The sequence below is a fragment of the Brevibacillus sp. HB2.2 genome, assembly GCF_013284275.1.
Classification (GTDB): Bacteria; Bacillota; Bacilli; order Brevibacillales; family Brevibacillaceae; genus Brevibacillus; species Brevibacillus brevis_D.
The window spans coordinates 57,513-78,157 of the sequence record NZ_JABSUV010000027.1 but is presented as its reverse complement, the minus strand read 5'-3'; the positions used below and the strand labels follow the sequence as shown (position 1 = coordinate 78,157).

Here is a 20,645-nt window from a genome sequence, read left to right as displayed (position 1 = left end):
CCTGACGGGATGGAAAATATTAGGGCAAAATGATGTTAAAATGAAGGTGTTAAACTGGTCAGAAAATTGATGCTTTTTGTCATCTTTTTATTTTTAGGAGGCGACAAATCATGAAAAAGATACTAATCATGCTATCCTTGATGCTAGTGTCGGTGACCTCTGGATGCAATAAGGATGCAGCCGATATCAGTGAAGATGAAATCCGAATGCTTGCATACACCTACTCAGAAAATGTATTCAATAACTATAGATACGTAGGATCTATCAGTGATTTTTTTGGTAATGCCAATGGAAAAGAAATCACATTAGAATCACTTCAAATGTATGTTAATGGGTATAAACAAGGAAATAGCAGGATGAAAATTTATGAAAGTGTAGAAAATATCATCTCGCTCTACCTTGCAAAACACTACAACGAGCAAACCATCGCAAAATTATTTGACGCGAATCGCAAATTGACCCAACTCACAAGGCAGCTTAATGATTTGTTGACAGAAGAACATATAGCGGCAAAACTTACAGCAAATGAAATCATTGAGCTAAGAGAGCGAATTGACGATCTACTCATCTATGTATACCCTGAGCAAGAGCAGGATGAGACAGGTATAAATCTATACACATTAATTACGAAACCTGAGAAATTACTTGAAAAGCATACCGTTACAGATATCGATATCTTTTTTATGAATGTTAACAACGCTATGGAGCAATTGAACAACTTCCTAGAACAAGTCGATAAAACTTAATCCTTTAAACACGTTCGTGTGCAAAAAAAAAACGTCAGGCAAAATCCCTGACGGTTCAATCAGTCCGTACGCCTAAACTCCAAGCTTCGCAGCCACTTTATCCTCTATCCCATCTCTACAATTTTTCGATCACTTTATCAATCAAGCCGTATTCAAGCGCCTCTGCGGCGGTAAGGAAATAGTCGCGGTCTGCATCTTTTTCGATTTGCTCGACTGTCTTTCCCGTACGCTCCGAGATGATCGTATACAGCATGTGGCGATGTCGCATAATACGGTCTGCTGCGATCTTGATATCGCTCGCCTGTCCTTGACTGCCTCCCCACGGCTGGTGGAGCATGACTTCTGCATTGGGCAGCGCGTACCGTTTGCCGGGCGCTCCTGCTACGAGAAGCATCGCGCCCATAGACGCTGCCATTCCAGTGCAGATCGTGGACACATCAGGTGCCACAAACTTCATCGTATCGATAATCGCCATCCCTGCTGTGACAGAGCCTCCGGGCGAATTGATATAAAGGTGAATGTCTTTTTTCGGGTCCTCTGCTGCCAGGAACAGCAACTGAGCTACGACTGCATTGGCTACCTGATCATCGATGGCACTTCCGAGAAAAATGATGCGATCCTTCAACAACCGGGAGTAAATGTCATAGGACCTCTCTCCATAACTCGTTTGCTCGACTACTACCGGAATGAGATTCATGAAAAACCCTCCTTCGTTTGTTTACGCTCAACTTTTTACGCTGCCATTCGCATGCTGGTTGCTTGTGGAACCGCCACTGATTTTTTGTTAAATCCAGATGAAACCTGCGTCACCACTGCCGGATTACTCGCCGGACCCACTGACCATGTCTGAACAGCTGCTTCTCTTTCGACCGCAACTCCATTTCCGTTTCGGCTCGGCATGGCAATGACCTGATCAGATTGTGGCTGGATACGATTTTCCCAAACGATTACGGGTTTGGACTTGTTTGACTCCACAGCGTGTGCCTTCATGCCTCGTCTCCTCCTTGTTTTGGATAAACCGCAAGAACGACCTGATACGTCTCTTGTCCTTTTTCTTTTGGCTGATACTTCGCCACAAGCTGATTCACCAGTTGGACGTATTCCTCTACAAAAGCACTACGCTGTTCCGCACTGGCAAGCTGAATACTCGCATTCAGTGAGGCGCTCGGAACCTCCACCTCTTGATCGGAACGCTCCAGCAAGAGCATGGCATCCCGCTTGATTCGTTCTGCTGTCTGGACCAGATGAGACAGCGACCCTTGATCCTTCATTTGCTGAACGGTATCATTGCCCCAGTTCAGTCCTTCCGAGAGCACATACGTCCGCGCAATCGCCAGATAAAGCACCTCGACGAGATTGCGCACCTGTCGACTCCCTACCCGCCTAACCAATCCAACCTTTTCCAAGGCCTTCAAGTGATAATTGACACGCTGCGGGATTTCATTGATACCACGCGCTACTTCTGCTGCTGAAGCAGGCTCTGCCAAACGGCTTAAAATCTCGGCACGGAGCGGGTTCAATAGCGCCATCGCCTGTTCCGGCTTCTCGACTACATATGTTTCCAGTTGTTCGTGCGCCACAACAACACCTCATGACATTAATCATTTACGTAAAAATAGTTTATTACGTTCGTTTTTGTTTGTCAAATGATGGTTAAGCCTTTTTTTCGACAACGTCAAAAGCCCCGCTATAACCTGCGGAGCTTTTGTTTTTCATTACAATTCGGTTCGTCATTGAAAGGATATGGTTTCGCCATCCTTCGGAACATGTACACGTCCGGCTAGCTGTTTTTCCTGCAAACATTCATTCAATTCCCGGCGGCTGAGCAAGCAATGGTTCCACGTCTCCATGTGGGCAACGAGAATTCGGCTGTCGGGTACGGCATTTGCGACATGGACGATATCCTCCTTCGTCATCGTGATCGGGTCTCCCGTCAAGAACCGGGCCGCACCTGCGAAAACAACGATCGCATCCGGACGATATTCAACGATGGCCTGCTCCACTTCCTCACACCAAATCGTATCCCCCGCCACATACAGCGTCTGCTCACCAGCTCGCTGCAGAACGAAGCCAGATACTTGCCCCATCTGCTGCCCAATTTCCCCTGTTCCGTGTTGACCACCTGTCCGATGCAGGTGAACACCTTGCCATGTATACTCCTCTTCGATGGCAATGACTTGTTCGAAGCCATGCTGCACCAGCTTTTCACGATCAGCTGGCTGGCAAAATACAGGCAAATGCTTCGGGAGAAGGCGGATGGCCGTTTCATCGAGATGATCGAAATGGGTATGCGTCACCAAGACGGCGTCCACGCCAGCGAGTACTTCCTCCACGGATATGGGCAATTCTACTCCTGGATTCGGGCGCTGATTCGGCGTATTTGGTACGGCTGGCAATTCACCCTTTGTGCTAAACATCGGATCGACCAAAAATGTCAGCCCTGCATATTCCACACGCAAGGTAGCATGTCGTACAAGCTGAATCTGCATGTCATTTCTTCCTTTCCTCGTTATCGCTATAATGGATGTACGTTTATTGTATAAGGCCGTGAACGGTTGCCGCGAAACGATTGCTGGCTTCCCACTTTCGCCGTGAAAGGAGTTACGCATGCTAGACCAAATTGATCTCTCCATCCTTGCCTTGCTACGCAAAAACAGCCGCTTACAGTGGAAGGACATCGGCGAACAGGTCCATCTAAGCGGTCAAGCCGTGGGCAACCGCATTAGACGAATGGAGCAGCAAGGGATTATTCAAGGCTACACGACTCTCATTGATGAAGCTAAAATTGCCCCTTTCCTCACTGCTCTTGTCACTATGTTCATGACCACTACCGATCATTCTCTCTTCACTCGTTTTATCAAAAGTCGCAGCGAGATCGTCCAAGCACATCGCATTAGCGGAGAAGGCTGCTATTCCATGGTGGTACATGTTCAAGATCAAAAGGCCCTCAATCATTTTTTAGATGCCCTGCTTCCTTTTGGGAACTACCGTGTCAATCTATCTATTAACAAATTGAAATAGTTGGTAGTTTGTCAATGTATTCGCTCTCATAAATTTTTAAGATTGCACGATTTTGTGAACAAGAGTAGAATGATGAATACGAAAGGAGGAGAATCGCCATGGAAGATATGCTGTTATTGCTGTTTTCGCTGGAAGATTTCTTCGCCTTGGTCGCGATTTTTGTAGGATGCTTCACTTCTGCTTTTTGTCTCAGACAGTGTTGCCTGCAAAACCGGGCTCTACCTCAGAACGTCACGGATATGTACCGACCTCCCATTAACACTTTGTTGGTTGAGACTTATCCAATGGCGGCAAGGCAACCGCAGCGCCTTCGCTTATTCAGGCGCATGCAGCATACAGACAGCGAAATGGATACATATGATTCCTTTGTTTTGGATCGCGTAGCGTAACGAACATCCAAAAGGAGGTTGATCATATGATCGCCAAATATATCGGAGAAGCTTTGTTGTTTATTGTGGGTCTGCCTATTTTTGCTTACCAAACATTCGAAGGAATACATGCATTGGCAGATTTCTTCGCGCAAGTATCCGATTTTACCAATTTCAAATAAGCATGACGCATACAAAAGCCTGACCGCATCCTTTGACGGTCAGGCTTTCTTTCATTTGCCTGGATAATGACGCTGAGGAGCATTTGTCACCAAGTGTTTACTTTTTCTGCTGGCTTTGTTATAATATTTATGTATGATAAGTGAATATTTGATTCGTAACTGGAGGAGCCTGTCATCATAGGGTTCTTTTTGTCTTTTTTTAGTCGACAAAAAGAAAGCTGTGATTGCGGGCTCTTTTTTATTTTGTAAAAAGGGGGAAACCACATGCTTATTTTTCAGCTGGCTGTCATTTTGATTGCCTCCAAAATCGCTGGTGATATCAGCGTACGGCTGGGACAGCCATCCGTTTTGGGGAAACTGCTCATCGGTATCGTTCTAGGTCCTACCGTTCTCGGGCTAGTCACAGACACAGAAATCCTCAAGGAAATTAGTCAAATCGGGGTTATCCTTCTCATGTTTATCGCGGGCTTGGAGACCGATATTGATGAGTTCAAACGCACCGCCAAGTCCTCAACCAGCGTAGGTATCGCAGGAATTGTCATGCCACTTGCACTCGGTTATGGTGCCGGGATTGCGATTGGTCTCTCCAATATTGAAGCGATCTTCCTGGGCCTGCTGCTCTCTGCTACCAGTGTGAGTATTTCCGTACAAACGTTGAAGGAATTGGGCAAGCTAAAATCAAGAGAAGGCGCAACCATCATGGGAGCTGCTGTTATTGATGACGTTTTGGTCATCCTCGCGCTCGCTTTCTTGATGAGCTTTGCTGGCGGGGACGTAAATCTCGGCATGGTGGTATTGAAAAAAGTCGCGTTTTTTGCCATCGTCATCGCTCTTTCCTGGAAGGTTGTCCCTTGGATTTTGAAAAAATTTGCTCCGTTGCAGGTTACAGAATCGGTCATTTCCGCAGCACTCATTATCTGTTTCCTGTTCGCTTATTTTGCTGAATATACAGGGGTTGCCGCCATCATCGGTTCCTACATCGCCGGTGTTGCCATCAGCCTAACCAATTACAAGACAGAAGTAACGCATAAGGTCGAAACCATCAGCTACGCGGTTTTCGTACCAGTCTTCTTCACCTCGATCGGGGTAACGGCACAGTTCTCTGGCATCTTGGAAAATCTCGGATTGATTGTGCTCTTGAGCGTTATCGCAATTGTTTCCAAGCTCATCGGTGGTGCTTTTGGTGCAAAAATCACAGGCTTCCCGTGGAAAAACTCGATGGCCATCGGTGCTGCCATGGTATCGCGTGGAGAAGTGGCACTCATTATCGCCGCCATTGGTTTGGAGAACAATTTGCTCACGCAAGACATGTTTGCCGTCCTGATTGTCGTCGTACTCTTGACGACCATCGTCACTCCACCCATGATGAAATGGTTCTTCTCGAAAACGACACAGCCAGAAGAAATGGCATTGAAAAAGAACGCCTAACACAACCAAGACTGTTTCTCGCCTAGACGCGGGAGACAGTCTTTTTTATTATGGTAAAAATACCCTCTTCTGATAGGAGGAACACCGTCATGAAAATTGTAATCGCTCCGGATTCCTTTAAAGGCAGCCTGACTGCCAAACAGGTGGGCGAAGCTATTCGCTCAGGGATTCTACGCGCACTCCCGCAAAGTGAACTCATCGTGAAACCGATGGCTGACGGCGGCGAAGGTACTATGCAATGCCTGGTCGATGCCACAGATGGCAGAATACTGACCGCCACCGTAAAAAACCCGCTCGGACAGGACATTTCTGCTGAATTCGGTATTTTGGGTGACGGTGTAACCTGTGTGATCGAAATGGCTGCTGCATCTGGCCTTTACTTGATTTCTGCCGCAGATCGCGACCCGTTTGTCACGACGACCTATGGCTTTGGTCAGTTGATTACGGCTGGACTGGATCAAGGCTGCCGCAAGTTCATTCTGGGGCTGGGTGGCAGTGCTACGAATGATGGAGGCGCTGGTATGCTCCAAGCCCTCGGGTACGTACTTCTCGATCAAAACGATCAGCCACTCTCTTTTGGAGGTGGGGAATTATCACGACTGAGCCGTATTGATACCAGTCAGGTTGATAAACGACTGGCTGACTGTCACTTCGTCATCGCATGTGATGTCACCAACCCTTTTGTTGGACCCAATGGCGCTTCTCACGTTTTCGGCCCGCAAAAAGGAGCCACACCCGAAATGGTGCTGCAATTGGATGATCATTTACGCCATTTCGCTGACTGGATCGAAAAGACCCGCGGCATCGCCATTCACGATCTGCCTGGAACGGGTGCTGCTGGTGGTGTCGCTGGTGCCCTTCTCGCTTTTCTGAATGGTCAGCTGCGTTCCGGTATTCAGATTGTGATTGAGACAACCGGACTCGCGGAAGCCATGGACAAAGCCAATCTTGTGATCACAGGTGAGGGACAAGTCGACTTCCAGACTGCCCAAGGAAAGACGCCATGTGGAGTCGCCCAAGTCGCGCAACGATACGGCATTCCCGTCATCGTCCTCGCTGGTTCCATTGGAAATGGCATCGACACCCTTTATGAAAAAGGCGTTTCTGCCGTTGTCAGCATCACCAACAAACCGATGACGCTGGATCATTCGATGCTCGAAGCTGCCTCGCTTTTGGAGCAGACGGCCGAGCAGGTTATACGGATTGCTACTATCCCGCTCCAGCATTGTGTTAACCGTATCTTTTGAATCACTTTGTTTCCCTATGAAGGGTATAGCGCTTTAGTCGCGGGGAGTACTTTTTCAGTTCCAATCGCTCGGGATGATTCCGTTTGTTTTTGGATGTGATATAGTTGCGATCTCCGGTTTCGGTACATTGCAGAGTAATGTTCACACGCATGGATGTCAGCCTCCTCTTTTTTGGTTACAATGTCGTCTCGATAACAGCATCTGCTGTTGGGAGTGGATCGGGCAGCTTACTCCAGTCCGCCTCGTACTCCTCATCGGTCAGGAGACATGCATCGAGACGCTTCACGATTTGTTCTTGGTTCAGATCTATCCCGATAAAAACGAGCTCTGTGGTTCGATCCCCATGTACGGGATGCCATGTTTGCTGCCAATCCGGCTCTTCTACCAGAATGGCTTGTTGCTCTTCTGCCGATAACGCCGCTGTCCAATAGCCTGCCGTTCCGATTTCGATGGATGGCCCCGCCTGACTGAGTGTCATCGCCACGTCATTTCGTGTCGCCAACCAGAAAAAGCCTTTGGCACGTACAATCTCCTCTGGCCAATCCTCCAACCACTTTTCAAAACGGGCTGGATGAAACGGCCTGCGACTGTGATACACGAAGGAGGAAATTCCGTACTCGTCCGTCTCAGGTGTATGCACTTCCTTCTGGAGCTCAGCAATCCATCCCGCTGATTGACTGGCAGTCTCGAAGTCGAACAGATGGGTATTCAAAATTGCTTGCGGGTCCACCTGTCCACGAACAGCACGGATGAAGCGAGCATGTGGCTGTAGCTTGCGCAGAATCGCTTCCAGCTGGATTAAATCATCTGGAGCAACGCGATCACATTTGTTCAGAATCAACACATCACAGAATTCAATCTGGTCGATCAACAGATCCGCGACCTCACGAATATCCTCTTCACCAACTGCCTGCCCTCTGTCCAAAAGGTTTTCGCCGGACGAAAAGTCATGCCAGAAACGATACGCATCTACTACGGTCACCATCGTGTCCAGGCGGCATAGGGACGATAAATTGATGCCATTTTCTTCGTCTACGTATGTGAAAGTCTGGGCGACAGGAACCGGCTCTCCTACTCCCGTCGATTCAATCAGTATGTAATCATACCGTCCTTCCAAAGCCAGACGCTCTACCTCCGTCAGCAAATCCTCTCGCAGGGTGCAGCAAATGCAGCCATTCGACAGCTCCACGACCTTTTCATCCACGCGTGAAAGACCACTACCCGAAAGAATAAGAGAAGCGTCTACATTTACTTCGCTCAAGTCGTTAACGATCACGGCGACTCGTAGCCCATCCCGATTGTTTAGGACGTGGTTTAGCAGTGTGGTTTTGCCTGCTCCCAGGTACCCGCTCAGAACTGTGACGGGGATTTTATTTTCGTTTTTGTTCATGGTGGGTTCTCCTTTTTGACTTGTATAAAACGAAATGATTACGATTTGTTTGTTATCATAGCGCACTAGAATGACCAAAGTCAATATAAAACGTAATTATTACGATTTGAACAAAATGAAAAATCCTTGAAAGGAATCCTTCCAAGGCATCATTCAAACTACTCTCATACTCTACTCTAGTACTTTTTCTGCATATTGAATATCTAGCTCAATATCAATATTCGGGTACTTCTTTTGGATAGATCGTAGAAAACGTATAAATGAACTACTTTGGAGATACAAAGATATATCTTCAAAGATTTCACTTAGCCAAAATATTTCTTCTTCAGAGCATTGCTCTAGAACATCCATAACAAACTGTTCATTTCTAGAAAAAATTTCTGTAAGCTCACCCCAACATTCTACGATTCTTGGATCATCCGGATGCAGGGATGTTCTTTTTTCGATGATTTTTTTAATCATATCTAGTTCTTTCAATAAAATCACCTCATGGTTGACTACTGTTATCTGGGGTTACTGTACCAATTTGGCCGTTGTTTTTGATAACACCAACACGAACACCTTTATATTCTGCAAACATCCAAACCCCATCCTCTTTATTACTGTTTGTCGGGATATTTGCTACATATTCTGCAGCATTCTTAATATCATTTCTAGTCCAGCTTTGTGGAAACCAGGCTTGGCCAGTCCCTGATCTTTTATTCGCGTTTTTATGGCTTGGAATATTCCCGATTCTCACTCCATTCGAATATTCCCTGACTATATTGAATTCAATATTATTAGCAATTAAATAGTCTATATTTTCTTGTCCATGTCCCCCATTAATCAATCGGTTAGTGGTGGTAAAATCACCCAAGGAGGCATGTGCCAATCTCTCAGGTGTAATGGTAATGCATGCGGTATTATGAACCCATACTCCCCACCCACTTACAAAGTAAGTATGGAAATCAGCAACTGTAAAATTGTAAACCTGAACCTTCTTGTCATGCTGAACAATCTTGATGGAGTCTATCATCAGGTTATTCCCGTTGCTCCGCTGCAGCTTATCCCCAACCTGCAGGTCAGCCGCAAGGACCCAACCTTTACCCTCCACCCAGAATGGATGGTTATCGGTTGTCTCAATGACTTGGTCACCTACTGAAAGTTCATAGATGATATCCTTTTCATCTCTATACAAATGTGTAACTGACTTGTAAGCTTGCTCACCAGTCTCATCATTCTTAGAGAGCACCCTATCTCCGACTTTAATGTCTTCAATATTCTTCTCCCCTTCATCTGTCAAAACCTTCGTTCCGGCTGTGAAACAATTGCATTCAAACAAATCCTCAATGGTCTTACCTGCTTTTATGACAATCTTACCGCCTGTCTTTACCATCCGAAAAGCTGGGATTAGGGTAGCGGTATCATAAATAATCACATCACCATTGAAAAGGAATTCCGCGAATTCACCAAGCTTATCTCGGTTTAAACGATGACTTCTAACAACATAGTCCAGCAGTTCCGCATTAATCTTCCCTTGTTCCATGAGCGGTTGCCCACCTTGCGGGCCTACCATTGCACTTCTGTTTATCACCATTTCAAAAGCAATAATGGACATTAGTAAATCTTCATCATAAATACCGTCTGGTTCCCCAACATAGTCATAAAACTTCATATCCTTGAGAGCTCTTTGAAGAGCCTTTATTGTTTCAGGTGATTCGGCTATATTGGCATTAATCAATTCCTGTACATTGTGTACTTTCGAAGCGTGAGTATTCATGACTCTCACTAGTATGTTAATATCGTAATCCGGTGCGTCTTTCGCAACGACCTTTACCACATAATGTCCAGTCTCAGCCAATTGCCCTGGATTCCCTTTGTTATACTTCCCGTCCCACGTAAAGGTGAGAAACGTGTTTGCAGGCTGATTCAGACGAGTCTCTTCGTATACGACGCTAGTCCCTCTTAATACTTGAATACTTACTTCCTGATGAGGCTTGGAAAATCTCCATTGGACGGTAACAGATTTTTTGAACCCTGGTGTGGTATCGATTACTGTGTTCTGAGATACTCGCTTAGGACTATGTAGCCCGACATCGTAACGATCTCCCTCATCCGGTACGAGAAGCAGCGATGTATTTTTCGTTACAGCCTGATTCCAAACTACCTTCGCATAGTAAATCCCAGCGCTTTCTGTAATAAATAGCTTGTCCTCTTGTCCAGGGAGAAACGTTTTTAATGTGTTTCCGCCCTGATCCTCCAAAATGAGCATGTTGGATGTCACATACAAGTTCATAAATGCTATCTCTTCGGCAGTAAGCTTGAAATAATCGACATCATATCGCGAGGATAACCTGTCTGTATAAATCTGGTCCCACTCCGCCGGAATAGCCCCTTCTCGCGTGCTGTCTGTATCTACTTGTTCAACAGTAAGTCGAGCATTCAAGCTAGGAGAAGACTTCCCAGAACTTACTTTTACGTAATAGGTAGTTCCACCTGATAAGCTGTGCTCAATTTTGGAAAACAGTTCGCCGTATGGTCCACCTGCTACGTTGTCGTTTTCCGATAATAGGCTGGTTAATTGTTCGTCTGCATACAATTGCAAGACCGTGTCATTTTCCGCCCCGTTGCCATTCATGTTTGAGGTAAAAACACGGTAGATTCCTGCATGAGACGTTGTGAATTTATAGTAAGCAACATTCGTGTTCTCTTTGGGTATGTCTTGGCTGGAGTTAATGGCAATAGTTGTGAACGGAGAATTAGGAAGATCAATTGTTTGGAAGTGGTCAAAATAACCGTAAAAGTTAACTGGGTTCCCACCCGAAACAGTAGCGTTCAGCCTACCTTTTTGAGGTACTTTTATTCGTTTGGTCGTGCTCTTTATTTCTTGAAGAACTAAGGCTCCACTTTCATTGTGTGTTTGATAGTCAATTTCTCGTCCAGATGACGCATCATTTTCCATCGTGCTCTCATAATTACTGTAGTTAGAAAAAGTAGCCGTTTCTTTTGATGCGACAGTTTGTTTGAATAATGCAGGGTTCGGATTGCTTTTCACTTGAGCGTAACCAAAAGGAGCACCAATTGTTACAGGCACATTCGAGGCACCCGTCACAACCATTTCTCCGTTGGGAGGAACTCGCCCATTGCTATAAGTGCTATTTTTTGCTAGCGTGTTACCACTCTTGTCTGAATTATATACAGCAAAGTCATACAATCTATCCTCCGTATTTGAGCTATCATTTACAATATCGATATCGGAGCTATCTATGTTTGTGAAGCGATAGCTTTCACCCTTGTTTATTGTTACTTTCAAAAGAGCAGGATCGCTGGTTGGCTCCCCTTTAAAAAAGGCTTCCTCGCCACCAAAAAATACAGGAACGTCTCCGCTACCCGTTACAATGATATAGCCACCCGCTGGAATCTTAATTCTAGTATCCATTACGGTTAAAAGGGTTTCACTATGGTTAACATCGGATGATATGATTGTACCTTTAGCATTCTTTTTCACATAATCATACATAGATCCGTTAACGTAAGAGCTACTTACCAATGTTTGTTCCTTGTTACTAGTGTTCGTAATCTTATAACTCTCACCTTTAGCCAATCCGACCCGCCATAATGCTTGCTGTGCGCTTACCTCTCCGGTCAAAAGCTCGTAGTATCCTCCAAACCAGATAGCGCCATTTGATACATTCGTAAGTACAGTGTGTCCTTCGACAGGGACATGGAGATAATATCGTTTAATATCCCCAGAAATTTGGACATCTTTTGAGGAGCTAGTTCCATTCTTTTCATAGGTAATAAAGTCAAATCTACGGTTATTGGATTCAGTCGAATCGGTCAGTAGTCCTGTCTTTGCATTCGCATGGTTTATAATTTTGACACTCTCACCTTTATTTATAGAAACCTTGTATAGCGCGGGCTTTGTACTTGTATTCCCCTCGAAATAATCGCGGTACGAACCTAAAACTGAAACCGACTCTGATACTCCCGTAAAGACAACTTTCCCACCAGCAGGCACATCAACTGAACTCCATGTTACTGCTAATCCTTGCCTTACTCCAACCCCAGTAGCATCATATACTGCTAAATCGTATGTTCCATTTAATCCGAGTTCTTTTGTTACATCTATCTTTTCGTTGCTTTTATTCGTGAACTGATAGCTTTCCCCCTCATGCAATGTTGTTTTTACCAGTGCCGGATGAATCGAACTCGCACCTGTAAAAAAGTCCTTGCTTGCTGTAAACGTGACGGGTATATCTGAGATTGCTGTTACAACAGCTCTTCCCCCGGCAGCTACTGAGAAGTTGCTGCTCCTCGCAATATCCATCCGATCTGGCTTTCCATCCTTCTTATAAGCAGCAAAATCAAATTTTCCTTCATGTGAACTTTTGACATTAACATTTTTACTTGAACTTACATGATTGACAAACTGATAGCTTTCGCCTTTATTCAATGTAACGGTAAACTCCGTATCTGTTACCGCCCTAAGTGCCTGTACCTCTACGTTGATTTCTACCGTTTGCTCTTGATAGTGAGCCGAAACAATTGCACTGCCTGGTGCTTTTGCATGCAACTCTCCATTTTTTACTTCCAAGATATTCGGATTGCTAACATCCCAGTTTACTGATTGGGTAACATCATGTTTATCCCTTCCCGCATGAATAGAGCTAATCTTCACACTCTTATACTCGCCAGGGTGTAAAGATATTTCAGGGGAGGATACTTCTAAGCGCGATGGTTCCAGCTCAGTAAAGACTTCTACTTCATCTGACGGATATTCCTCTCCATTTTGATCAATCGCAACAACCACATATGTGTATTTCTCTCCGGCAATATAGTCTCGATCCGAGTATTCCCCAGATTTTATTTGGGTTGCTATTTCGATGTAATCATCATTTTCTTTCTTACGTTTAATCGTATACGATTCCGCATGTTGATCATATTCCCACTCTAACTTGATTGCCCTATCATGTATCGTTACTTTTGGTTCGCTGATTTTAATAGTGGGGGAATTTACTTTCACCGGTATTACAATTTCTTCCTCTTCATATGTTACTGTTATTTCTGTTTCCCCTTCTTGTATCCCTTTGATTTCCCCTTGATGTACTTTCGCTATTTCAGAATCAGCTATTTCCCATTTTGCAATCTGTGTAACATCCTCTTCCGTACCATCCGTAAAAGATGCGTGAACCGTTATCTTTTGTATCTGATTGACCTCTAATTCTATCTCTTCATCCGACGCGTTTAGCTTTAATTGTTTTGCAAGTTTACTATCCTTTTTGATTAACTCTTCTAGCTGGTTGGTAGTTGGCATTTCTTGAGACCTTGCATAATTAAATGGCGCTGAAGGAATCAATAGCGACAACATAAGCATGAGTATTAAAAGCTTCCTAAACCAGTTCACAACAAACCTCTCCCTCAATAAAAAAGTTATATCTAATTACCCTCATCCTAAACTTTTAAAAAAACAATAATATTTCATCAACGAAAACAACCACTTCCTTTCATTACACGTCTATACACATCCCGATCATTCGTGCTGAAGCAACTCTTCCAAACGATATGGAATCAATTTGTTCTCTACATTCGCTACCTCTTCTTGCGTTGGCTTTTTGATCGTCACAGAGTCAGACATTGACTCATACATGACAAACAGCAAACAGTAATACTCCTCTTCTGTTATCCCATCAGGGAAAGCCCTCTTGACCATGTTGTACATGCCTTCTAAATGTGTCGATAGCGTATTACTCATGTTTGCACCTCCTTGGAGACTGGGTTCTTCCGCTAGGCTACTGCAAAAAAATCAGCCAGATTTCACTCTGACTGATTTCGTCCACGCCTACTCTCCTATTGTTTTTTTGCCTTATTCATCCCAACCGCTTCACCATAAACCCCAATGACTGGCTGGTACGCCTGACGATCATTTAATTTCCCCTGATCGACGACTGGCTGCGGGCGATTTTCTTTCCACGTAAGCTGACTATACACATGACCTGTCGCAGTCGGCATCGTGACGAGGATGTCTTTCACCTGATCGGCATTGCCATCTGTAATGGCGAGCTTCGGAAGAATACCACTGTCGTGCTTTCCTACAGAGATAAACGTCTGCTGATTATCCTTCCCTTCCCGAACCACGACACGCAAGTTATGGGCCGTCTGATTCATCGATACGCCCATCTTATCGCCTACAAGGAAAATGTGATCCTTGATGTTGTCCCCCGTCACGTCTGCATACTTCGAGTCGAGGACAAAGGTACTATCGCTGCTCATACTGAAGCCGCTATTGATCGTCACATCTGTCGACGGCATATTGTCCCAGTCTGCTTTTTGAACCGTTACCTGTAAAAGCTGCGGTTGTTTGTCGACGACGTTCCACACACTTGTCGCCACTGCTAAACGATCCTCTGTGTTCAGCCCATGCAGGATTTGCTTGCCCATGTAACGCAGGTTGCCTTTCGCATCACGGAAGGGCACCAGCTCCACCAGCTTTTCTGTATATCCATTCGTTGCCTTTTGCAGCTTTCCATTGGCATGATAAATCCCTTGCTTCACGTACGTAGCCTTATTGTCCGATATATCTACTGTGCTCGTCGCTTTTGTTTTTGTGTTCGTTACTTTTGCCACAAATCCATCGACAAATTGTATGGTGAACGGGATATTTTGCTCTGGTTGCAATAAGACTACCGGCGCAAACGCTTGCGATTGGGTGCCGCTCGCTTGAACGGGGTCAGCCCCAACACCCGAAGCCATGAAAACCGTGCCGCTGCAAAGAACTGCCGCCATCATCGTTTTATGCCATGCTTTCATCCTATTCTCCTCCTTCGTATAGATAACATCCAACTCCTATCCTACATTTTTAAACGAATTGGCTAGGTCAATTGTTGCTAGTACAATGTTCCCTGTTCTCTCGCACTTTTTTCCTGTATAAGGTAGCTTAGAGCATGTTCGTTCGTTCATGAAAAGCTCAAAAACGGGTTTTTTTACCGTTTTGCAACAAATTTGCGGGATGGGCAAGCTACAATATAGTCAAATGGATGCAGCAATAGAAAGGAACATTTGAAATGAAAAAGGCTTGGCTCGTAACGACAGCACTCTGCGCCTCGCTTGTTAGCGGTTGCGGACTCACAGATACACCCAATGAATTGATGCGCGCCCCGTCAGCAGACGGCGATCAAAAATCGATCAATCAGGCCGTCATGCAATTTTTGCCGGCTGGGTCACAATTATCTGTTCCTCTTCATCCCGCAGAAGCCAGTGCCGTCTCCCTACAGGATCTAAACGGAGATGGGGTTGCAGAGGTCGTCGCTTTTTACAAAACCGAAAAAACCGATTATGAAATCGGTGTGCTTGTGCTTACCCAAAAGCAAGGAAACTGGGAAAAGCTCTCCTCCTTTACGGGTGTCGGCAGTGAACTGGATTACGTCTCCTTTCAAGATCTCACAGGGGACAAAATTCCGGAAATGCTGATTGGAATGGGCGGCGGCGAAGATTTGAACAAGGAGCTCTCCGTTTATTCGCTAGCGAATAATATGACCCAGGAATTGATGAAGCAGCCCTATACCATTATGGCCGTAGGCGATTTGACAGGAGATAGTCAGGCGGATCTCGCTCTCGTTGTTCTCGATAAAAATAACTTCACATCCAAAGCCGAGCTGTATGGGGCGACGAACGGCACAATCGCCAAAAAGACGGAGCTAGCCCTTGACGGATATGTGAATGGCTACTATCAGGCTATCATCGGAAAAGCATCGCCAACACGAAACGGACTATTTATTGATGCTGGATTAGGTGCTCACTCTGCTTCCACTGAACTACTCCTCTGGGACAATGGACAACTGTCCAACCCTTTGGAAAAAATAGAAGGAGAGATGGACCTGACGTTCAAGCCGTATTCTTTGGAAAGTGAAGATATCAACGGTGATGGCATCATCGAGATCGGCACAAAGATTCAACCCGCTGGGACAGAGGATTTAGCCATGGCAGAAATCCCTTGGGTCTCCTCCTACTTCCAATGGGACGGGAAAACGGGCTTGAAACACATCGAGGATCATTATCAAAATTACTCACAGGGCTTTGACCTCAAGATTCCGGCAAAATGGGGCGAAAAGTACACCATCTCCATCAACCATGATACGAATCCACTTCTAGTCCGATTCCAATATTACGGTGCGAATGGGAAAAATAAGGCGGAATTACTAACGCTGCAAAGCATTCCACAAAACGAATGGATCAAATTTGAAAGCGGATTGAAGCAAAAGCAAGTTCCCTACATTTTGCTGAAGGAAGAGGGCAAACAAGTTTTGATCGCCATTTTACCGCAAACAACCCCTACCCTTGGAAAGGCTGCTCTCGCGGAATATCGATCCATGCAGCTTACCGCGGAGGAGATTCGTCAGCTCTACAAACCGATGACGAACCGGGAATAAAGTGAAATAGTAAATCCTTATCAAGGAGATTTGCCCAATGAAGGTTCTATTACTGGAAGACGAGAAATCCATCCGGGATTTTGTGCGCATCAATCTCAAGCGCGAGGGCTATGAGGTGATCGAGGCTGGCACCGGAGAAGAAGCACTTGATCTCGCAGATCAACAAACGGACATCGTCATCGCAATTCTCGACGTCATGCTCCCCGGCATTGATGGCTTCGAAGTATGTGGGCAGCTACGAAAAAAATATCCGCGTCTCGGGATCATTATGTTGACGGCGAAAAGCCAGGAGCTGGACAAAGTCATGGGTCTCGAATTCGGGGCGGACGATTACGTCTCCAAGCCGTTTAGCCCTGCGGAACTGCTGGCCCGTGTCAAAGCGTTGCACCGCAGATTGACACCCATTCCTGAAGCCGAGGACAAAAATGAAATTAACATTGCCCCCTTCAGACTATTGCTCGATGAACGAAAGCTTATTCGGGTGGAACAAGAAATTGACCTCACGCCAAAAGAATTTGCCATCATCAAATTACTCGCAGAAAATGCGAACAAAGCCATCAGTCGGGACGAGATTTTGACAGCGGTTTGGGGTCAATTTTTTGTCGGGGACTTAAAAATCGTTGATGTGAATATCCGCCGAATTCGGCAAAAAATCGAGGACGATCCGGCTCATCCAGCTTTCCTGGAGACAGTCTGGGGGTATGGCTACCTGTGGCGAAAGGACGTCCCAGATGAAAGGCATTAAGAGTAGGCTGGTTCTTCATTTCGGCCTGATCCTCCTTCTGATCGTGTTGCTTTTGGAGGGACTGTTTTACTGGGCCGTTCATACGTATTACATCGGGACTGCGACCGAAGCATTAGTGACCCGCAGCACGACTTTCACCAATTTTATTAACAAGTACGCCACTGGCTATCGGTTAAAAGACAAAGCACGATACATTTTGGAGAATGTTTCGAATCAGGAATACGCCAAAATTGAGGTCTTGGACCCAGGGGGAAAGGTCATTCTCAACTCCTACGGCTTTCAGACCAGCGAGATTATCAATACCCCTGATGTGATGGATGCCCTCAAGGGGCAAAGTGGTCTCTACATTGGGAAAAGCCCACAGTCGCGGGAGCGCGTCATCGCGGTGTCCAACCCGCTTACGTACAGCGGAGAATTTGTAGGTGTTCTGCGGTACACGATCTCTGCTGAACCGCTCTACCAAGCAGTAAATCGCATTGCCCTGTACGGCGCTGGCGTTGGGACAGGCGTAGTCATCCTGGCTTTTGCACTCAGCCTGCTCATGGCAAAACGAATCGTTGACCCTATCGAAGATTTAACCAACGCGGCTAAACAAATGGCAGAAGGAAATTTTTCTGTCCGCGCTCCAAAACGATTCGATGATGAGGTAGGAACTCTCGCGGATACTTTCAATTACATGGCAACGGAGATCGGGAAAAACGAAAAGCTGAAAAATGACTTCATCTCCTCTGTCTCCCATGAGCTGCGTACCCCACTTACGTCGATTAAAGGGTGGGGCGAAACACTCATTTCGGGTGGTTTGGAAGAACCTGAGGAGACGATGCTCGGTCTGGAGGTCATCTCCAAGGAGACAGATCGTTTGATCGGGCTCGTCGAGGAATTGCTCGATTTCTCGAAGTTTCAATCCGGTGAGATGAAATTGTCTCGTGTACCCATGGATGTCCGGGAGCTTCTCCAAGATTTGCATCTTCAATTTTCAGTACGTGCCCATGCAAAACAAATCGAGTTGAAGCTGGAGACTCCCCCCACCCCACTTATCGTTATGGGAGACCCGAATCGGCTGAAGCAAGTATTTGTGAATCTATTGGACAACGCGTTAAAATTCACGCCACAAAATGGCTCGATCGTTATCGCAGCTTCCTTGTCAGCTGATAGGCTTCTTGTCACCGTCACGGATACTGGCGAAGGCATTAACCCGGAAGACTTGCCGCATGTCACAGAAAAGTTTTTCAAAGGACGCTCCAAACTCTCCGGCAGTGGTCTGGGATTGGCAATCTGCAAAGAGATCATTCAGCTCCATGCCGGGCGGTTTTCGGTCAGCAGTGCCCTTGGTCAAGGAACATCGATTATGGTGGATTTACCGTTGTTGGCGAATCAATAAGCAGGAAGAGCGAATCGCTCTCCTGGAGAAGATATGACAAAAAAACTCACCCTTGCCGCATTGATATATGTGGCGTGGATGAGTTTTTTGCTGTTGGAACACGCTATTAGAAGCTATTTTGAATAACCAATTGATCCAAGCCGAAACGGGAAGTCGAATAAGCTTGCACGCTTGCTTTCCCCAAAGTCAGCATGAGTGTTGGCAAATAGCGGGATGGGATGTTCAGCTCTTTAATGAGCGCATCACGGTTGTATCCACCCATTGGGCACGTGTCGTATCCTTTTGCTTTTGCCGCCAGCATGAGCTGCATCGCTGCATAGGACGAATTACGGATTGCTTCATCACGCGCGATTTCCGGGTTGTTATTGTACGCCCCTTCGATTTGTGCGATCATGTTCTCCCGCACTTGCTCTGTAACGTAACCTTTTGCCAATGCTTCGTCATAAACAGGACGAGCAGACTTGTGAGCTTCCAAATCGCCGAGAATGATGATCGTAGCGTAAGCATCCACTACCTGCTGCTGGTTGTATGCAATTGGGAGCAGTTTTTCTTTGATCGCAGGATCAGTTACGACGAGAAAACGCCAATGCTGCAAATTCCAAGCCGATGGCGCACTTGCTGCAAGACGCAGAATTTCGTTCAGCTCGCCTTGTGGAATTTTTCCATTCGGATCGTATTTACGTACGCTGTGACGGGCTTCCATTACCTGTTCAGCGGTAATTTTCAGTTCTGTATTCATGATTGAATCTCCTCCATACTGTATAGTACGCTGTTAAAAAGATACTACTTACTTTATTATCGTTACAAACATTTTGCAATTACTTTTTACATTTTGCTTCATACTTTATTGTTTGGAGGCACTCTCGATGAAATACACGGATAACATTGTCATCGTCACTGGCGGTGGCCAAGGCATCGGACGGGCTGTCGCCACTATGTATGCTGCCGAAGGAGCACATGTCGTCATCGCCGAGTACAATCGTGCTGCGGGAGAGGAAACGGCATCGCTAATCAACTCGACAGAAGCAGTGAAAGGTACTGCACACTTCGAGAACATCGACGTCAGCGTACCAGCGCAGATCGAACAATTGATGAGAACCGTCGATGAACGCTGGGGGCGACTCGATGTCTTGATCAACAACGCGGGCTTGTCTGTATGGGAATCTCCCTATGAACTGACCGTTGAAGCATGGGACCATATCTTGAACACGAATTTGCGCAGTGTTTTTCTCGCATCGAGAGAAGCTGCCAAAATCATGCGTCGCCATGGTGGAGGGGCTATCCTTAATCTTTGTTCGACGCGGGCGCACATGTCTGAGCCACACTCGGAAGCATACGCGGCTTCAAAAGGAGGCATTTTATCCTTAACACATGCGCTTGGTGTCTCACTCGGCCCCGATGGGATTCGCGTCAACGCGATCTCTCCCGGCTGGATTGAGCACCGCGATTATACCGCTCTTCGTCCCGGTGATCATGCCCAGCATCCGGTAGGTCGCGTAGGAACACCCGACGATATTGCCCGTGCATGTCTATTTTTGACACAAAAGGACAACGATTTCATTACGGGTACTGAGCTGATTATAGATGGCGGAATGACCCGCAAGATGATATACGAACCATAAGCTAAACCAATGTCCTCCCTCTTGAATATGTTGTGCTAACAAGAGAAAAAGGAGGAGTTGTATGCCATTTGAAGAGGAAGACCTCAGAATTCTCGCCCTATGGCTTT

Annotated in this window: 21 protein-coding genes; 10 read left to right on the top strand and 11 right to left on the bottom strand. The window is 45.9% G+C overall.

The window, feature by feature from the left end; genetic code table 11:
- The first annotated feature begins 110 nt into the window (after positions 1 to 110).
- Positions 111 to 746 carry a hypothetical protein gene (locus HP401_RS31090; protein ID WP_173606222.1) on the top strand — a complete coding sequence of 212 codons (636 nt, stop codon included), beginning with the start codon at positions 111 to 113 and terminating at the stop codon, positions 744 to 746.
- Positions 747 to 861: 115 nt separating this feature from the next.
- On the opposite strand, the gene clpP is transcribed toward HP401_RS31090, so the two are convergent.
- The 4 genes from clpP to HP401_RS31070 form a co-directional block, all read right to left on the bottom strand.
- Positions 862 to 1,443 (bottom strand): ATP-dependent Clp endopeptidase proteolytic subunit ClpP, encoded by a 582-nt coding sequence (gene clpP, locus HP401_RS31085; protein WP_012684171.1) that lies wholly within the window; start codon positions 1,441 to 1,443, stop codon positions 862 to 864.
- Positions 1,444 to 1,478: 35 nt separating this feature from the next.
- A complete protein-coding gene (locus HP401_RS31080) occupies positions 1,479 to 1,736 on the bottom strand; it encodes a hypothetical protein (protein ID WP_173606221.1) in 258 nt (85 codons plus the stop codon).
- Positions 1,733 to 2,326, bottom strand: a complete 594-nt coding sequence (locus HP401_RS31075; protein WP_007726169.1) for a winged helix-turn-helix domain-containing protein — start codon at positions 2,324 to 2,326, stop codon at positions 1,733 to 1,735. The genes HP401_RS31080 and HP401_RS31075 overlap by 4 nt, the downstream gene beginning before the upstream one ends.
- A 150-nt stretch (positions 2,327 to 2,476) precedes the next feature.
- Complete coding sequence (locus HP401_RS31070) at positions 2,477 to 3,235, bottom strand: MBL fold metallo-hydrolase (RefSeq protein ID WP_173606220.1); 759 nt, start codon at positions 3,233 to 3,235, stop codon at positions 2,477 to 2,479.
- Positions 3,236 to 3,353: 118 nt separating this feature from the next.
- Between HP401_RS31070 and HP401_RS31065 the strand changes: the two genes are divergently transcribed.
- The 5 genes from HP401_RS31065 to HP401_RS31045 all read left to right on the top strand — a co-directional run bounded on the left by HP401_RS31065 (position 3,354) and on the right by HP401_RS31045 (position 6,992).
- The gene (locus tag HP401_RS31065; protein WP_173606219.1) at positions 3,354 to 3,767 is read left to right on the top strand and encodes an Lrp/AsnC family transcriptional regulator; all 414 of its coding nucleotides are present in this window, start codon (positions 3,354 to 3,356) and stop codon (positions 3,765 to 3,767) included.
- 98 nt (positions 3,768 to 3,865) lie between these two features.
- Positions 3,866 to 4,156 carry a hypothetical protein gene (locus tag HP401_RS31060; RefSeq protein WP_173606218.1) on the top strand — a complete coding sequence of 97 codons (291 nt, stop codon included), beginning with the start codon at positions 3,866 to 3,868 and terminating at the stop codon, positions 4,154 to 4,156.
- 26 nt (positions 4,157 to 4,182) lie between these two features.
- Positions 4,183 to 4,317: a hypothetical protein gene (locus tag HP401_RS31055; protein ID WP_012684166.1), complete on the top strand. Its 135-nt coding sequence runs from the start codon at positions 4,183 to 4,185 to the stop codon at positions 4,315 to 4,317.
- Positions 4,318 to 4,581: 264 nt separating this feature from the next.
- Positions 4,582 to 5,745, top strand: coding sequence for a cation:proton antiporter (locus HP401_RS31050; RefSeq protein WP_173606217.1), 1,164 nt, complete (start codon positions 4,582 to 4,584; stop codon positions 5,743 to 5,745).
- A gap of 89 nt (positions 5,746 to 5,834) precedes the next feature.
- Complete coding sequence (locus HP401_RS31045; RefSeq protein WP_173606216.1) at positions 5,835 to 6,992, top strand: glycerate kinase; 1,158 nt, start codon at positions 5,835 to 5,837, stop codon at positions 6,990 to 6,992.
- 1 nt (position 6,993) lies between these two features.
- Here HP401_RS31045 and rpmG read toward each other — a convergent pair whose 3' ends face one another.
- From rpmG to HP401_RS31015, 6 genes are all read right to left on the bottom strand, one after another.
- Positions 6,994 to 7,143 (bottom strand): 50S ribosomal protein L33, encoded by a 150-nt coding sequence (gene rpmG / locus HP401_RS31040; protein WP_012684162.1) that lies wholly within the window; start codon positions 7,141 to 7,143, stop codon positions 6,994 to 6,996.
- Positions 7,144 to 7,167: 24 nt separating this feature from the next.
- Complete coding sequence (locus HP401_RS31035; RefSeq protein WP_173606215.1) at positions 7,168 to 8,382, bottom strand: GTP-binding protein; 1,215 nt, start codon at positions 8,380 to 8,382, stop codon at positions 7,168 to 7,170.
- A 171-nt stretch (positions 8,383 to 8,553) separates the two neighbouring features.
- Positions 8,554 to 8,859 carry a hypothetical protein gene (locus HP401_RS31030; protein ID WP_173606214.1) on the bottom strand — a complete coding sequence of 102 codons (306 nt, stop codon included), beginning with the start codon at positions 8,857 to 8,859 and terminating at the stop codon, positions 8,554 to 8,556.
- A 10-nt stretch (positions 8,860 to 8,869) separates the two neighbouring features.
- Positions 8,870 to 13,768, bottom strand: a complete 4,899-nt coding sequence (locus HP401_RS31025) for a polymorphic toxin-type HINT domain-containing protein (RefSeq protein WP_309145144.1) — start codon at positions 13,766 to 13,768, stop codon at positions 8,870 to 8,872.
- 126 nt (positions 13,769 to 13,894) lie between these two features.
- Positions 13,895 to 14,116 carry a hypothetical protein gene (locus tag HP401_RS31020; RefSeq protein ID WP_173606213.1) on the bottom strand — a complete coding sequence of 74 codons (222 nt, stop codon included), beginning with the start codon at positions 14,114 to 14,116 and terminating at the stop codon, positions 13,895 to 13,897.
- A 95-nt stretch (positions 14,117 to 14,211) separates the two neighbouring features.
- Positions 14,212 to 15,171 carry a hypothetical protein gene (locus HP401_RS31015; protein WP_173606212.1) on the bottom strand — a complete coding sequence of 320 codons (960 nt, stop codon included), beginning with the start codon at positions 15,169 to 15,171 and terminating at the stop codon, positions 14,212 to 14,214.
- Between the two features lie 254 nt (positions 15,172 to 15,425).
- Between HP401_RS31015 and HP401_RS31010 the strand changes: the two genes are divergently transcribed.
- The 3 genes from HP401_RS31010 to HP401_RS31000 are packed head-to-tail and all read left to right on the top strand — an operon-like array spanning position 15,426 to position 18,916.
- A complete protein-coding gene (locus HP401_RS31010; RefSeq protein ID WP_173606211.1) occupies positions 15,426 to 16,790 on the top strand; it encodes a VCBS repeat-containing protein in 1,365 nt (454 codons plus the stop codon).
- A 37-nt stretch (positions 16,791 to 16,827) separates the two neighbouring features.
- Positions 16,828 to 17,535: a response regulator transcription factor gene (locus HP401_RS31005; protein ID WP_016738814.1), complete on the top strand. Its 708-nt coding sequence runs from the start codon at positions 16,828 to 16,830 to the stop codon at positions 17,533 to 17,535.
- Positions 17,522 to 18,916 carry a sensor histidine kinase gene (locus tag HP401_RS31000; RefSeq protein ID WP_041749213.1) on the top strand — a complete coding sequence of 465 codons (1,395 nt, stop codon included), beginning with the start codon at positions 17,522 to 17,524 and terminating at the stop codon, positions 18,914 to 18,916. Before HP401_RS31005 ends, HP401_RS31000 begins: the two co-directional genes overlap by 14 nt.
- A 106-nt stretch (positions 18,917 to 19,022) precedes the next feature.
- Here HP401_RS31000 and HP401_RS30995 read toward each other — a convergent pair whose 3' ends face one another.
- Positions 19,023 to 19,655 carry a nitroreductase family protein gene (locus HP401_RS30995; RefSeq protein WP_173606210.1) on the bottom strand — a complete coding sequence of 211 codons (633 nt, stop codon included), beginning with the start codon at positions 19,653 to 19,655 and terminating at the stop codon, positions 19,023 to 19,025.
- 127 nt (positions 19,656 to 19,782) lie between these two features.
- On the opposite strand from HP401_RS30995, the gene HP401_RS30990 reads away from it, so the two are divergent.
- The gene (locus tag HP401_RS30990; protein ID WP_173606209.1) at positions 19,783 to 20,538 is read left to right on the top strand and encodes an SDR family NAD(P)-dependent oxidoreductase; all 756 of its coding nucleotides are present in this window, start codon (positions 19,783 to 19,785) and stop codon (positions 20,536 to 20,538) included.
- The last annotated feature ends 107 nt before the right edge of the window (positions 20,539 to 20,645 follow it).